We start from the raw sequence: 14,004 nt of genomic DNA on the forward strand, positions 1-14,004 counted from the left end.
ATGTATACAGACATACAGTTTCTATCGAAATATGAATATACGAATTATAGATATAGCCCGCATGGCTAGTGTTTCCACCGGTACGGTCGACAGGGTACTGCACAATAGGGGAAGAGTATCAGAAGAGAAAAGAGCCAAAGTAGAAAAGGTTCTGAAAGAAATAAACTACGAGCCGAATATGGTCGCCCGTTTTCTGGCATCAAAGAAGAGTTACAAGTTTGCTATTCTTGCGCCCACTTATTCTTCCGGCGATTATTGGCAGCTGGTTTGTGAAGGCATCGATAAAGCTACAGATGAATTGAAGAAATTCAATATAAGCACAGAATACTTTCTCTTCAATCAATATGATCGCTTTTCCTTCGTCAATGCTGTTAATTCATTTAAAGAGAAAGAGTTTGACGGCGTGTTAATTGCTACTCTGTTTGGTGACTATGTTATCAAGTTGTCAAAAGAAATGGACGCTAAAGGCATGCCATACATTTATATAGATTCGGGTATATCGGGACAAAAAGACCTATCTTACTTTGGTGGCGATTCATTCGGTACAGGTGTTATTGCTGCTAAACTTTTATTGAACGAGGTAGGAACGGCTGCTGATATCATAATAGCCCATATACGTTTCAGATATAAGGAGATATCTGTACAAATGAAAACCCGTGAAAACGGATTTATGGAATATCTCGAGAATAACAACTTTAGGGGGAATATTCATCATATTGAAATCAATCCCGATGATTATACAAAGACTCTTCTTGAGGTCAAAGATATTATCAATAATAGTCAGGGTTTAGTTGGAGGGATCGTTCTTAATTCACGAATATATGAACTGGTCACCCTCTTGGAAAAGCTTGATGCCAATCAGCAAAATAAGATTAGGTTAGTCGGACATGACGCCATAGAACGAAACATAAAAGGATTGAGGGAAGGGCGTATATCTTTCATCCTTTCGCAGCGTCCCGAGCTGCAAGGATATGATGCTCTGAAAGCAATGGGAAACTATTTCTTATTCAAGCAAGTTCCCGAAAAAGTAAACTATATGCCGATAGATATACTCATAAAAGAAAACGTTGACTATTACAATAATTATAAACTATGAAAAAAAACATATTCAATATCCAAGATAAAGTTGTAGCCATTACGGGAGGCTATGGTATATTAGGCGCACAGATGGCAGAATACTTAGCAGAGCAGGGTGCTAAAGTTGTTATTCTCGGGCGCTCTAAAGAAAAGGGTGAAGCTCTTGCTGAGAAAATAAGACTATCGGGCAATGAGGCGACCTTTTTCGTTTCGGATGTCCTGAACAAAGCCAACCTTGAAGAAAATAGAGAAGCGATAGTGCGCAAGTATGGCAAAATCGATGTGCTGATAAATGCAGCCGGAGGGAATATGCCTGGTGCTACTATTCCACCTGATAAAACAATCTTTGATATCGATGTTAGTGCATTTCGAGATGTAATAGATCTCAATCTCTTTGGTTCGGTATTACCTACTTTGGTTTTTGCAAAGGCGATGGTAGACAATGGTAAAGGGAATATAATCAATATTGCTTCCGAGTCTTCGTTTCGCCCGTTAACCCGTGTAATGGGCTATGGTGTGGCAAAAGCTGCTGTAGCCAATTTTACAAAGTATATGGCCGGAGAGCTGTCTATCAAATTCGGAGATAATTTTCGGGTGAATGCTATTGCTCCGGGCTTCTTCATTACCGAGCAAAACCGTTCGCTATTGCTTAATACTGATGGTTCGTATACCGACCGGGCAAAGTCTATTATAGCACATACACCATTTCGTCGATTTGGAGAATCAGATGAACTGTTAGGCTCTATTCATTATTTGGTAAGCGATGCGTCGGGTTTTGTAAATGGTTCTATTCTAGTTGTAGACGGAGGATTCGATTCATTTACTATTTGATACATCCTGAATGTAAAAAAAAATAATATATGATACTTAGCGAACAAACATGGAGATGGTACGGACCAAATGACCCGGTATCATTGTCGGATATAAAGCAAGCAGGGGCAACAGGTATTGTGACTGCACTGCATCATATCAAGAATGGTGAAGTATGGACAGTGGAAGAAATTCAAAAGCGCAAAGATATAATTGAAAGTACTGGCCTCAAGTGGTCTGTCGTGGAAAGCATCCCTGTGCATGAACATATAAAAACGCGAGAAGGGGACTACCTAAAGTACATTGATAACTATAAAGAAAGTATTCGTAATCTAGCCAAATGCGGCATTACGACTGTGACATACAATTTTATGCCTGTATTGGATTGGACACGTACCGACTTGGCTTATACAATGCCCGACGGTTCGAAGGCGTTACGCTTCGAGCGTGCGGCTTTTATGGCATTCGAATTGTTCATACTCAAACGTCCCGGTGCAGAGCAAGAATACTCATCGGAAGATATTGCTAAAGCGAAAAAACGCTTCGAAGAAATGACGCAGGAGGATAAAAACCTATTAGTTCGTAATATGATTGCCGGACTACCGGGTGCAGAAGAAAGCTTTACCCTTGAAGAGTTTCAAGCGCAGCTCGACCGTTATAGAGATATAGATGCAGAAACGCTAAGGAAAAACCTTATAGACTTTGTAAAAGAGATTGCGCCCGTTGCCGATGAGGCAGGTGTGAAGCTGGCTATCCATCCCGATGATCCGCCTTATCCGATTTTAGGATTACCTCGTATTCTGAGCACGGAATCAGACTTTAATAAATTGGTTGAAGCTGTACCTAACAAGTCGAACGGACTATGCTTTTGCACGGGTTCATTCGGAGTACGAGCCGATAACGACTTGCCTAACATGATCAAACGACTCGGCGACAGAGTCAACTTCGTGCATTTGCGTTCTACTCAGCGTGATGCGGAGGGTAACTTTTATGAGGCAAATCATCTCGAAGGCGATGTGGACATGTATGGCGTTATGAAAGGATTCTTGGAAATACAACAGCAACGTAATATATCTATTCCTTTCCGTCCCGATCACGGGCATCAGATGATTGACGATCTGAACAAGAAAACCAATCCAGGGTATTCCTGTATTGGTCGCCTCAGAGGTTTGGCTGAACTTCGGGGCTTGGAATTGGGAATAGCTAAGACGCTATATCAATAATTATTATAGCTTGTCATTCTGAATGTATCGAACATTCTCTATCGGATATGAGATACTTGACTTCATTCAGAATGACAAGTCCTATCTACTTATAAGTAGTAATATTCTTTACTCCTACAATCTTCTTCTCTTTTATAGAAGTGCAAAATAGGCTTTTTATATCTTCTGCTGTGTATTCATTTGTAGGAGCAAAGTCGGTAGAACTCATATAATCGATTATAGCCTGCCCAAACTGTTTTCCTTCGGGTTTGTCGCTAATAGCTTTCAGATCGCACATACAAACAAGCAATTTTCCTTTACCAACCTGCATTTCGAATATCAATCCAAGTTTGTGGTTACGCTCGATATTGTCAATTACCTGTACCAACGGTTTGTAGTCCTTAGGGGTTCTGTCGAGAATAAGAGGTCTTGAGTTTTTTGATATAATCCACCATTGCCAGTTGCTATGTGTTTCGGTCGGAAACTCCTTGAATAGCGGGTGTGAAGGGTCTGTCAATATAGAGAGTGTTCCCGGAGACACATCCCTTTTCAACCATTCCGAAATATTCTTGAACATGGCGTAATTCCAATAGTCGGGAGTAAATAATCCACCAACAGAAAGCTTTTCTACTTCTTTGTGATCGGGAATATATAATACTTTATTTCCCTGTTGTAGCAAGTCTAAAGCTTGTTTCAGGCTCGAAGTTTCTTTTATATCCGATTTTACAGATACTTCCTTGTCGGGATATACCCATATATCGTATTTATTTACATGAGGGCCTGTTTGTAATGTCAATACGAGTTGAGTTGCCGTATTTATATCTTGAAGAGGTACTTTTATTTTTCCTACTTCGCCTAAATGACCTTGAGAAATATTGATAGGAAATTCTCCTCTGGCTACATTTACATTGCTATGCGCTTTGCTTAGCGTCCATGACAAATTCTTTTTCGAGAGAGCTTCCTTCGAATAGTTGCTTAGTTTTATCTCCGCTGTAAATATCTCGCTATTGCTCCAGCAGTATTTAGACATAATGGAAAGTGGAACTATTTCGTCACAAAAACCGTCGAATTCTTCTGCCGCCATTCCGCCCTTATTATCCATAAAAGCATCCAGTATACCGACATAGGCACTTCCTTGCCCCGGATAATCCTGCAAATCCAGTAATTGGAAACCTCCAAACCCCGGTGTGCGAAGGCACATTTCTATATCAGCCTTGTAGCAGAGGGCAGCAAAACGTGCCGTAGCCTTATGGAAGGCATCAGCCTGATCTTCAAGTCCATTTTCCTGAAGTCGTTTGCGGAATATTTCCATATTGTAAGGATACAGTACTCCGGTATATTTTTTTATCTCGTTATAATCCGGATATACTTGAAATTGACCGTTTTCGTGGCTTATAATCGGTACAGTACAGTTTTCTACAGCTTTTGAGAAAGTGATGGCGGTAGAAGGGTATGTAGCGTTCATATACCCTCCGTCTTTGGCATCGGCAAAAGAGAATGTCGCACGTGTATGAGTTGAGTAATCGTCGGAACCTACCTGTCCGCCAACACGACACGTGACAAAGAAATCTTCACCTTGTTGTTGTCCGGCAGTACCCAGCATATTATTTGCACCAAAAGCATAAAGATGACGTTGGTCGGAAGTGCGGAACTTTGTTACAATGTTACGCATGAGTTCTACATCACCTCCAAGCTCATTGCCTAAAGCCATCATAACGAACGAAGGATTGTTACCATAAGTGGTAAGGATATGCTCACCTTCGTTAATCAAGAATTTGTTGAGGTCGGTGTTTGTCGTGTCCATTGCTCCCCAGTATGGCAGTTCCGCCTGCATGTATATGCCTTCTTCGTTTGCCGCATCAAAAGCTGCTTGCGGAGGTGTCCACGAGTGAAATCTGTAATGGTTTATCCCATATTCTTTGGCGATGCGCATTTGTCTTTTCCATTCTTCTTTATTCATCGGCGGGTAGCCGGTGAGAGGAAATACGCAGGCATCGTGTTTGCCCCGTAGAAATGTTTTTAGAGAATTAATTTCAAACTGTGTTCCTTTTGCTGAAAAGTCTCTGAGACCAAAGTCGATAGTATAACTGTCTTTTATATTCTGACTTTCTATTGCGAAATTAACCTTGTATAGGGCAGGATCAAATTCACTCCACAAAACGTGTTTGTTGCCCACGTTGATATCAAACTTATATGTTTCCAACCCCTCTTTTAGGTCTATGTTGATAACTTGCTCGGGTATAGCAATATTTTGTGCTGTATTCCATAGGTATCCCTGAACCGATATTTCGGCTTTTCCACTTACTGACGATTTGATTTGTGCTACAACTGGTATCGTCTTAGAAGAAACATTTGGATAAACCTGAAGGTCGCTAATGAGAATGCCATCATTGGCTTCGAGTCCGAATTTTCCGATTATGCCATTCCAGTTTGTTTGTGTCGCATCGGTCCAAGCATGCGAGCCATGTATTCCTTGTGGTACAGAAGCAGGGCTGTTGTCTATTACGATAGTCACGGTGTGCTTTCCTGCGGCTAATTTTCCGAGATTGTATATCTGAGGTGATAATATCAGCGAGCTTGTTCCTATGCTGTCTTTGTCTATCCACACCGTAGAGGGTTTTGTTCGCTCCATGATCAGTCGCCATTCTTTCTGAGCTGAACCTGCCGGTATTTCAAGCTCTTTGGTATATTTCATCTTTCCTACATAAGGATTCAACCGGGTAAGCTGCCCTGTGCTAAGGGTATCGCTATTGCGGAGTGCGAGACGGCTTTCATCTACAGTTCCGGGCAGATTTATTTCGCCAAGGTCGCAGTGCCATTTTCCCGAAAGAGAGATAAATTCCCGTTGGTTGAATACTACCTTCTTTTCGGTACATGAGGTTGCCAGTAAGAGACAGATAAAAATTGAAACGATGCAAATGTTTAATCGCATAAGGTTGACGTTAACGAATTAAATTACAGACAAAGATAAACTAAAAAGTGAGATAGAGAATGTATTGTTAAACAGGAATTAATTGTTAAAAAGTAACAAAGGTAACAGCTCTTTTCCTATTTTATTGCTGTTACTTTTCTCCACCCTTTCCATTCTTTTGTCTACTCATCCTATTAGATAAATTATATGAAAAAGCCTAAAAAATGGGATAGATTCATCTCTACTTGTTGTATCTTTGTTTGACTTTATATGGGAGTTAATCTTGTCGTGTTGACTTCTTTAATATCTTTCAGAATGACAGAAGGAAATTCTTTAATATATAATATAATACATACCATAAAAAATGAAAATATATACCCGAGGAGGAGATAAAGGTAAAACCGGAATCTTTGGAGGAAAACGTGTGAGTAAAGATCATCCACGAATTGAAGCCAATGGTACAATCGATGAGCTGAACTCTGTAATAGGTGTTGTTCGGGCTCACTTATCTTCAGATCATGAGTGGCAGCCTATTCTGTTCAAGATACAAACAGAGATAATGGTTGTGATGTCTCAGGTGGCTACACCATCGGATATAAGAGCTACAAACCAAAATGTTCTGGATGAAAATCTGGATAAATTTTGCGAGGAATGTATGGATAAAATGACAGATGAAATGGGACCCAGCGAAACTTTCGTTTTGCCCGGAGGGACAGTTGTTTCAGCAAACTTGCAATTGGCTCGTGCTGTGGCTCGTCGTGCCGAACGTCGCTTGTGGACTCTAAACAAGCAGGATGAAGTTCCCGCAGCTGTTATGCGATTTATTAATCGTTTGTCCGACTTGTTCTTCACAATGGCTCGTTACGAAATGTATAAAGCAGGTGATGTAGAAGAACGCTGGAAAGATTTTTTGTATAAGAGAAAATAAATGGCTAAGCAAATAACCCTTATAACAGGGGGGCAACGTTCAGGTAAAAGCAGCTATGCACAAAAGTTAGCATTGTCTTTGTCTCCTAATCCTGTATATCTGGCAACTTCGCGAATATGGGATGACGAACATCGCCTGCGGATAGAAAGACATAAAGCCGAACGGGCAGATAATTGGATAAATGTAGAAGAAGAGAAATTCTTGAGTGAGCATTCCTTTGACAATAAAGTAGTGCTTATAGATTGCGTTACGCTATGGGCTACGAATTTTTTCTTCGACCTGAATTCGGATGTTGAAGCTGCCCTTACTGCTCTGAAATCTGAATTCAGAAAGCTTGTTGCTCAAGATGCCGTGTTTATTTTTGTTACAAACGAAATAGGCATGGGCGAAATGTCTCAAAACGACTTGCAACGTAAATTTGCCGATTTGCAAGGCTGGCTCAATCAATATCTTGCCGAAAACGCTGATGAGGTTTATCTGATGGTCTCGGGTATTCCCCTGAAAGTGAAGTGATCATAAATTTTGTCGTTATTGTTTTTAATAACATAACATTCTGTCGAATACGACGAATCTTTGAAAACAAGATGTTTTGAGCCAACAGCATAGCAACGAAAAGCGACTGTAAAATTAAAATCTAAAAGAAACTAAATATACAATGCAACAATTTAACATCGAAAAACCGGAAGACGAAGTACGCTCTTACTTACAAGAAAAAATTGATAACCTCACAAAGCCTAAAGGTTCTTTGGGTAAACTCGAAGAGTTGGCTATGCAAATCGGTTGGATACAACAATCTTTGAATCCGAAGTTGACAAATCCTTGTCACATCGTATTTGCAGGAGATCACGGTATTGCAGCAGAAGGTGTGAGCCCATCGCCGCAAGAGGTAACCTATCAGATGATAGCAAATTTTTGGAATGGAGGAGCAGGAATCAACTTTTTGGCACGTCAGCACGGATTCAATCTAAAGGTTGTTGATGCCGGTGTTAATTTCGACTTTAAGCCCGAAGATCCGATTATCCACAAGAAGATTCGAAAAAGCACACGCAACTATCTGCATGAAGCTGCTATGACAAAAGAGGAAATGGAACAAGCCATACAATCGGGAGCTGAATGCGTACAAGCTTGCTTTGATGAGGGTTGTAACGTGATTAGCTTTGGTGAAATGGGGATTACAAATACCTCTTCATCTTCGCTATGGATGACATACCTCACAGGTATCCCTTTGGATCAGTGTATTGGTGCAGGCTGTGATCATACAGGCAATATTATCAACCATAAGTATAAGGTGCTGAAGCAATCGATGGATAATTACAAAGGCGATGCTTCTGTCGAAGATATTATGCGCTATTTCGGTGGTTATGAAATGGTGATGACTGTAGGTGCTATGCTCAAGGCTGCCGAACTGAAAATGATAATTCTTATCGATGGCTTTATTATGACAAACTGTATGTTGGTGGCATCAAAGTTGAATAAGAATGTTCTGCACTATGCTGTCTTCGGACATCAGGGAGATGAGGCCGGACATAAGCTTGTGTTGGAGTATCTGAATGCAAAACCTATTCTTAGTTTAGGACTTAGGCTGGGAGAGGGAACAGGTGCTATTTGCGCATATCCTATCGTCGATTCGGCCGTGCGTATGATAAATGAGATGAATTCATTTAAAGAAATCCAAGTAACGAAGTATTTTTAAAATAGCAACTTGCCTTTCCGAAGGCAACCTCTATAACTGATGAAACAAATAGCAGCAGCACTTGTCTTTTTTACACGCTTACCTTTTTGGCGTATAAAAGCATTTAATGTCCCTGCCGAATATTTTAAGCAAGTGATAAACTACTGGGCTGTAGTAGGCTGGCTTACTGCCGGTATTATGGCGGGAGTGCTGTGGGGTGCTGCTCAGATCTTACCTTATTCCATTGCCATAATTGTGGCTCTTCTTAGCCGCCTGCTCATTACAGGAGCATTGCATGAAGACGGCTTTGCCGATTTCTTCGATGGCTTTGGAGGAGGTACTACCCGCGAACGCATATTGGAGATAATGAAAGATTCGCATATCGGTACTTATGGAGTAATCAGCTTGATATTTTACTTCTTATTCTTTTATTTCTTTTTAGAAAATCTAGGTCTGCATTTGGCTTGTACTGTAATCTTGGTGGGCGATCCGTTATGCAAGCTTATCAGTTCACAAATTACCTTATTCCTTCCTTATGCCCGAAATGCGGAAACGAGTAAATCGAAAACAGTATATAAGAAAATGTCTTTGCGCACCGCTCTTATTTCGGCTTTGTTTGGTTTGCTGCCTTTCGTATTATTATTAAATATTCACTTTTGGGCGGCTATAATATTTCCTATCTTTGTTTTCCTTGGATTGATTTTACTCATGAAAAGAAAGGCACAAGGGTATACCGGAGATTGTTGCGGTGCAATGTTTCTATTATGTGAGTTGTCTTTCTTTCTCGGGATAAGTATTATCCTGAAATTATGCTAGGGAGAATTATTATCTATACGTAAGTTTAAATATGAAAATATATATAGTACGCCACACGGCCGTGGGAGTTAATGGAGTTTGTTACGGACAAACGGATGTGCCGCTAAAAGATACCTTTGAAAGCGAAGCTGAGGTGGTGAAGCAGAAGTTGCAAGATTTGCAGTTTGATGCTGTTTTTTCAAGCCCGCTAAGCAGAGCAAAGCGTCTTGCTGAATATTGTGGTTTTACCGATATTCAATTGTACGACCGCCTGAAAGAATTGCACTTTGGTGATTGGGAGATGAAAGAATGGGATCGCATTGATATGGAAGAATGGGACAAGGACTGGATAAGGACACCCACACCCAATGGTGAGTCTTTCGATCAGATGTATGCACGCGTTGCATCTTTCATCGACGAACTGGTAAAGAAAGATTATTCTTCTGTTGTTGTTTTTGCTCATGGTGGAGTTATCAACTGTTTTAGAGTTTACTTTGGACAAACAGACTTGCAAGGAGCTTTCGACAAGTTGGCAGAATACGGTGAGGTGCTCGAATTTGAATCGAATTGATTAATATTTATCTATATATACGTTCAGAGTCTTGTTTAATGACAAGGCTCTTTTTTTTGCTAAATTGTTTTGTGTTATTCAAAATTATATCTATTTTTATGATATCATTTTAATATCATAATAAATATGGAAACACTCGAGAAAGATTTTAAAGGCACTAAGATTTCAGGCTTCCTAGCCTTATTTATCATTATTGTAGTATTGGCTGCCAGTATATGGTCTTTTAGCCTAGGCTATATTCCTTTAGTGTTTATAGCTGTATTTTTTATTTTCCTATCTTCCCTGGCCATTCTAGGATTTATGATTGTAGAGCCTAACGAAGCCAGAGTCATGGTTTTCTTTGGTAAATATAAAGGGACTATTACCGATAACGGTTTTCTTTGGGTAAATCCTTTTTATAATAAAAAGAAAGTGACACTCAGAGCACGTAATCTCGATGTGCCACCTATAAAGGTGAACGATAAAGTCGGTAATCCTATTATGATCGGCTCTGTGCTGGTTTGGAAAGTAAAAGATACGTATAAGGCGATGTTTGACATAGACACATCTTCTATTACGGGAATTACTGCCGGTTCGGTGAATAACTATATTCAATTTTCGAACAGAATGCAGGCTTACGAGAACTTTGTAAAAATACAAAGCGATGCAGCTTTACGTCAGGTAGCCGGCATGTATGCATACGACAATAATGAAAGCAAAGACGGTGATGTAACATTGCGCTCTGACAATGGTGAAATCAGCGAGAAGCTCGAAGAGGAACTGAATAGTCGTTTGGCGATTGCGGGTATAGAAGTAATAGAAGCACGCATCAATTATCTGGCATATGCCGCCGAGATTGCGAGTGTAATGCTCCGTCGTCAGCAGGCTGATGCGATTATTGCTGCTCGCGAAAAGATAGTGGAAGGTGCCGTCAGTATGGTTCAATTGGCACTAGATAAACTCTTGAAAGAAGGAATTGTAGAATTGGATGAAGAACGCAAGGCTGCAATGGTTAGCAATCTGCTTGTCGTGTTATGTGCAGACGAAGCAGCACAGCCGATTGTAAATGCGGGAACGCTTCATCAATAAATATTTAATTGTGACTAAGAAAGAAAAGGAATCAGCAGTTAAAAGTTTCGTCTTGCGAGTCGATCCCGAGATGATGGAAGCAATAGAAAAATGGGCTGCCGATGAGTTTCGTAGTACTAACGGACAAATTCAATATATACTTGATCAGGCACTGCGAAAGGCAGGACGAATAAAAAAGAAGAAAGAAACACGCATAGACAATAATCATGAATAAGAAAGAGAATGCCGGATATTTATTACCCGGCATTCTTTGTTTTTTTTAACATATTGAAGAAAGTCTTGCGAATACTGTTCTGGAGAGGTTTGTGGAGTTAAATGTCTCTTATTCTGATAGAAAAGATGACCTACTTTCGTTTTATTCCGAAAAATTAGTTTTTATTTGTTTAGATATTGGTAGACATTGTCTATCTTTGCACTGTTTTTACAAAAACTATACAATATACAGATCATTATTATTTAATGATATACGAAAGCAAACTTATGAAAACAAACATTACTACACGTGTTGCCAAGACAGCATGTTTTTCTATTCCGTTTCTGATAATAATATCATTCATCATGTTCTCATGCAAATCATCCGAGTCGGTTCGTGATATAAGAGCTTCCCGAGGAGAGGATGTTGCAGGACGAGGTTTTTCTTACTCCAAAGATAAGCCCAAAGAAGCAATGGTGAAGCCATTATTTATGCAGCAATTGAGAAGAGCAACAATAGAACTTCCATTTCAGAAGGGGTTGGATGTAAGAGGCACAAGGACTGTTTCTGAAGAAGTAACATTTACCAATGCTGAAAATATAACAGAGTCTGTTGACCGAGAAGGTAAAAAAGCAACCAGCCTTAACGAGGTGCAACAACTATCAGAAGTTGTGGTTACGGCTAAATCTCGATTTACGCCTGAGCGCAATGGACGAGTAAAAGTAGATTTTTTAGTAAGAGTGCCTAAAGAACTTCTGTCTGAAAATTTCAGGATGACGTTGTCTCCTAAACTGTTCCACAACGACTCTATTATACCTCTCAAAGAGGTGGTGCTTAAAGGTGAAGCATTTCTCGCCAAGCAAAAGCAGGATTATGCCGAATATGATAACTATATGAAGTCTATTGTAGGAAATGATAAATATGACGACGTATTCTTCGATAGAGCCGGAACAGATAAAGATATCAGAAATCGCCAGAACTTGTATTATGAAGAATACTACCGGGAGTGGAGTAAGCAGATGGAATATGAGAAATGGAAGACAGAGAAAAGTAAGTTTGATGCAGCCGAGCTAGCTAAGCTCAAAGGGTATCGTCAACGCTTTTATAATGAATATGTGCGTAAGGCACGTGAGCAGGTGATCCGCGATATGGCTAATGGTAAAGATACCGTGGGCTTGTTTGCTCAATACATGAAGAAGTTCAATAAGAATGCAAAAGCTCTTGTGTTGGATGATAAGAACTTTGAGGTAAGCTATATGAAGATGCCGGCAAAATTTCGTGAAGCGTACGAAGAAGGGCGTTCGTTGGATGATATAATAAACAATGTACTTACCGAAAGTGACTCTATCGAAATAGCTCAAAACAGATATCTGTTTGAGGCTATTGCCGAAAATGAAATGAAGAAAGAGCGTAAAGGAGAGGTGGCAAAAGAAATGATACCATTTCCTTACGAAGAAGGTGTTCGTTTGGATACAATTATAGATACGGGTCGTGATTTTGTATACCTATATAAGCAAGATCATCCGGTAACAGTGGGACTTAAAAAACTTAGCCTGACAATGAATGGGCGTGTAGATGCTGTGGATAGAAGCCGTTATATGATGGCACCTGGCGATACTATTTCGTATTTTATATCGTCATTGTCGCAGTTGGTAGATACATCACTGATCTATAAAAGAACAAAACTGTATAGGGATGCATACAATCGTTTGACTACCTACGTGAAGTTTCAGCCCGGACAATCTGCTTTTGGTATCAATTATAAGGATAATAAAGCCCAAATAAATAATGTGTTAAATACATACCGTGCATTTACTGAAGATGGTAAGTTTGTTGTCGACAGTATTGTTCTTAGAGTAACTACGGCGCTGGATGGATCATACGACAAAAACTATAAATTAACCGAAAAACGAGCCGATGCGATTAAAGAATACTTTGTTAAGTCGCTGTCCGGCGAAGTGAATGATGTCAACAATGTTATTAAGGTCGAGTTTGGAGGAGAAGACTGGAATACCTTGGCAAACCAGATTCAGCAGCGAAATGATATAATGAATAAAACACAGATTCTTGCACTTCTCGAAGGGGCTATAGATCCTGATGATACAGAAGCCAAGATAAAGAAAGATTTTGCGGACGACTATAAGGTGATTCGAGATTCTATCTATCCGTTGCTCAATAAAGCTACGTTCGAGTTTAATATGCATCGTCCGGGTATGACCGAAGAAACTGCGCTGGATGTTCAGGAAAGACCAAACTATGAAAAAGGATTGAAACTACTGCAAGACAGGGAGTATTGGAAGGCTTTGGAAATTTTGTCCGATTATCCCGATTACAATACGGCATTGTGCTTGATATGTATGGGGTATAATGCCAAGGCTAAAGAAGTATTGGATGGTTTGCCTGAAACAGGAAATACTGAATATTTGAGAACCATACTGTCGATTCGTTCAAATAAGGATAATGAGGCAATCGATCACTTGATGCGTGCCTGCGAGTTAGACCCATCGAAAGTTTATCGTGCACCTCTCGATCCTGAAATTGCCGATCTGATAAGTAAATATAGCTTACAGCGGCGGATAGAGGGCTTATCCACACCGATAGAAGATATTGAAGTAGCGGATGCGAATTAATATAAAGTAAGAAACCCCGATTATAAATTAAACTATAATCGGGGTTTCTTATTAAAAAGATAGAATTTCGATAGTACTGAAAGACATTATTATTAAATTTGTCTCAGTTGATAAAAATACGGTGTGTATTATTGTAAGATGTATACA

General features: G+C 39.8%; 12 protein-coding genes. 11 read left to right on the forward strand and 1 reads right to left on the reverse strand.

The features are described from left to right. Window positions 1-31: 31 nt before the first annotated feature. From QOX35_RS04990 to uxuA, 3 genes are read left to right on the forward strand one after another with little or no spacing between them, the layout of a single operon-like run. The gene (locus QOX35_RS04990) at window positions 32-1,096 is read left to right on the forward strand and encodes a LacI family DNA-binding transcriptional regulator (RefSeq protein WP_283686021.1); all 1,065 of its coding nucleotides are present in this window, start codon (window positions 32-34) and stop codon (window positions 1,094-1,096) included. Continuing rightward, window positions 1,093-1,908, forward strand: a complete 816-nt coding sequence (locus QOX35_RS04995; protein ID WP_283686022.1) for an SDR family oxidoreductase — start codon at window positions 1,093-1,095, stop codon at window positions 1,906-1,908. Before QOX35_RS04990 ends, QOX35_RS04995 begins: the two co-directional genes overlap by 4 nt. 29 nt (window positions 1,909-1,937) lie before the next feature. Next, window positions 1,938-3,110, forward strand: a complete 1,173-nt coding sequence (gene uxuA / locus QOX35_RS05000) for a mannonate dehydratase (RefSeq protein WP_283686023.1) — start codon at window positions 1,938-1,940, stop codon at window positions 3,108-3,110. Between the two features lie 85 nt (window positions 3,111-3,195). Here the strand turns inward: uxuA and QOX35_RS05005 are convergent, their stop codons facing one another. Next, window positions 3,196-6,021 carry a DUF8487 domain-containing protein gene (locus QOX35_RS05005; protein WP_283686024.1) on the reverse strand — a complete coding sequence of 942 codons (2,826 nt, stop codon included), beginning with the start codon at window positions 6,019-6,021 and terminating at the stop codon, window positions 3,196-3,198. A gap of 343 nt (window positions 6,022-6,364) precedes the next feature. Between QOX35_RS05005 and QOX35_RS05010 the strand changes: the two genes are divergently transcribed. The 8 genes from QOX35_RS05010 (at window position 6,365) to QOX35_RS05045 (ending at window position 13,857) form a co-directional block, all read left to right on the forward strand. Next, window positions 6,365-6,928: a cob(I)yrinic acid a,c-diamide adenosyltransferase gene (locus QOX35_RS05010; protein ID WP_135104991.1), complete on the forward strand. Its 564-nt coding sequence runs from the start codon at window positions 6,365-6,367 to the stop codon at window positions 6,926-6,928. Further along, on the forward strand, window positions 6,929-7,441 hold the full coding sequence (locus QOX35_RS05015) for a bifunctional adenosylcobinamide kinase/adenosylcobinamide-phosphate guanylyltransferase (RefSeq protein ID WP_283686025.1): 513 nt from the start codon (window positions 6,929-6,931) through the stop codon (window positions 7,439-7,441). A gap of 142 nt (window positions 7,442-7,583) precedes the next feature. Continuing rightward, window positions 7,584-8,621, forward strand: coding sequence for a nicotinate-nucleotide--dimethylbenzimidazole phosphoribosyltransferase (gene cobT / locus QOX35_RS05020; RefSeq protein WP_006843097.1), 1,038 nt, complete (start codon window positions 7,584-7,586; stop codon window positions 8,619-8,621). Window positions 8,622-8,660: 39 nt separating this feature from the next. Continuing rightward, a complete protein-coding gene (gene cobS / locus QOX35_RS05025) occupies window positions 8,661-9,416 on the forward strand; it encodes an adenosylcobinamide-GDP ribazoletransferase (protein ID WP_283686026.1) in 756 nt (251 codons plus the stop codon). 31 nt (window positions 9,417-9,447) lie between these two features. After that, entirely contained in the window at window positions 9,448-9,966 is a 519-nt protein-coding gene (gene cobC, locus QOX35_RS05030) for an alpha-ribazole phosphatase (RefSeq protein WP_283686027.1), read from the forward strand. A gap of 126 nt (window positions 9,967-10,092) precedes the next feature. Next, on the forward strand, window positions 10,093-11,034 hold the full coding sequence (locus QOX35_RS05035; RefSeq protein ID WP_135104996.1) for an SPFH domain-containing protein: 942 nt from the start codon (window positions 10,093-10,095) through the stop codon (window positions 11,032-11,034). Then, on the forward strand, window positions 11,012-11,248 hold the full coding sequence (locus tag QOX35_RS05040; protein WP_283686028.1) for a type II toxin-antitoxin system antitoxin: 237 nt from the start codon (window positions 11,012-11,014) through the stop codon (window positions 11,246-11,248). The genes QOX35_RS05035 and QOX35_RS05040 overlap by 23 nt, the downstream gene beginning before the upstream one ends. Before the next feature lie 266 nt (window positions 11,249-11,514). After that, window positions 11,515-13,857 (forward strand): hypothetical protein, encoded by a 2,343-nt coding sequence (locus QOX35_RS05045; protein WP_283686029.1) that lies wholly within the window; start codon window positions 11,515-11,517, stop codon window positions 13,855-13,857. Window positions 13,858-14,004: the final 147 nt, after the last annotated feature.

The sequence above is a fragment of the Dysgonomonas sp. Marseille-Q5470 genome, from assembly GCF_951230145.1.
In the GTDB taxonomy this organism is placed as follows: domain Bacteria; phylum Bacteroidota; class Bacteroidia; order Bacteroidales; family Dysgonomonadaceae; genus Dysgonomonas.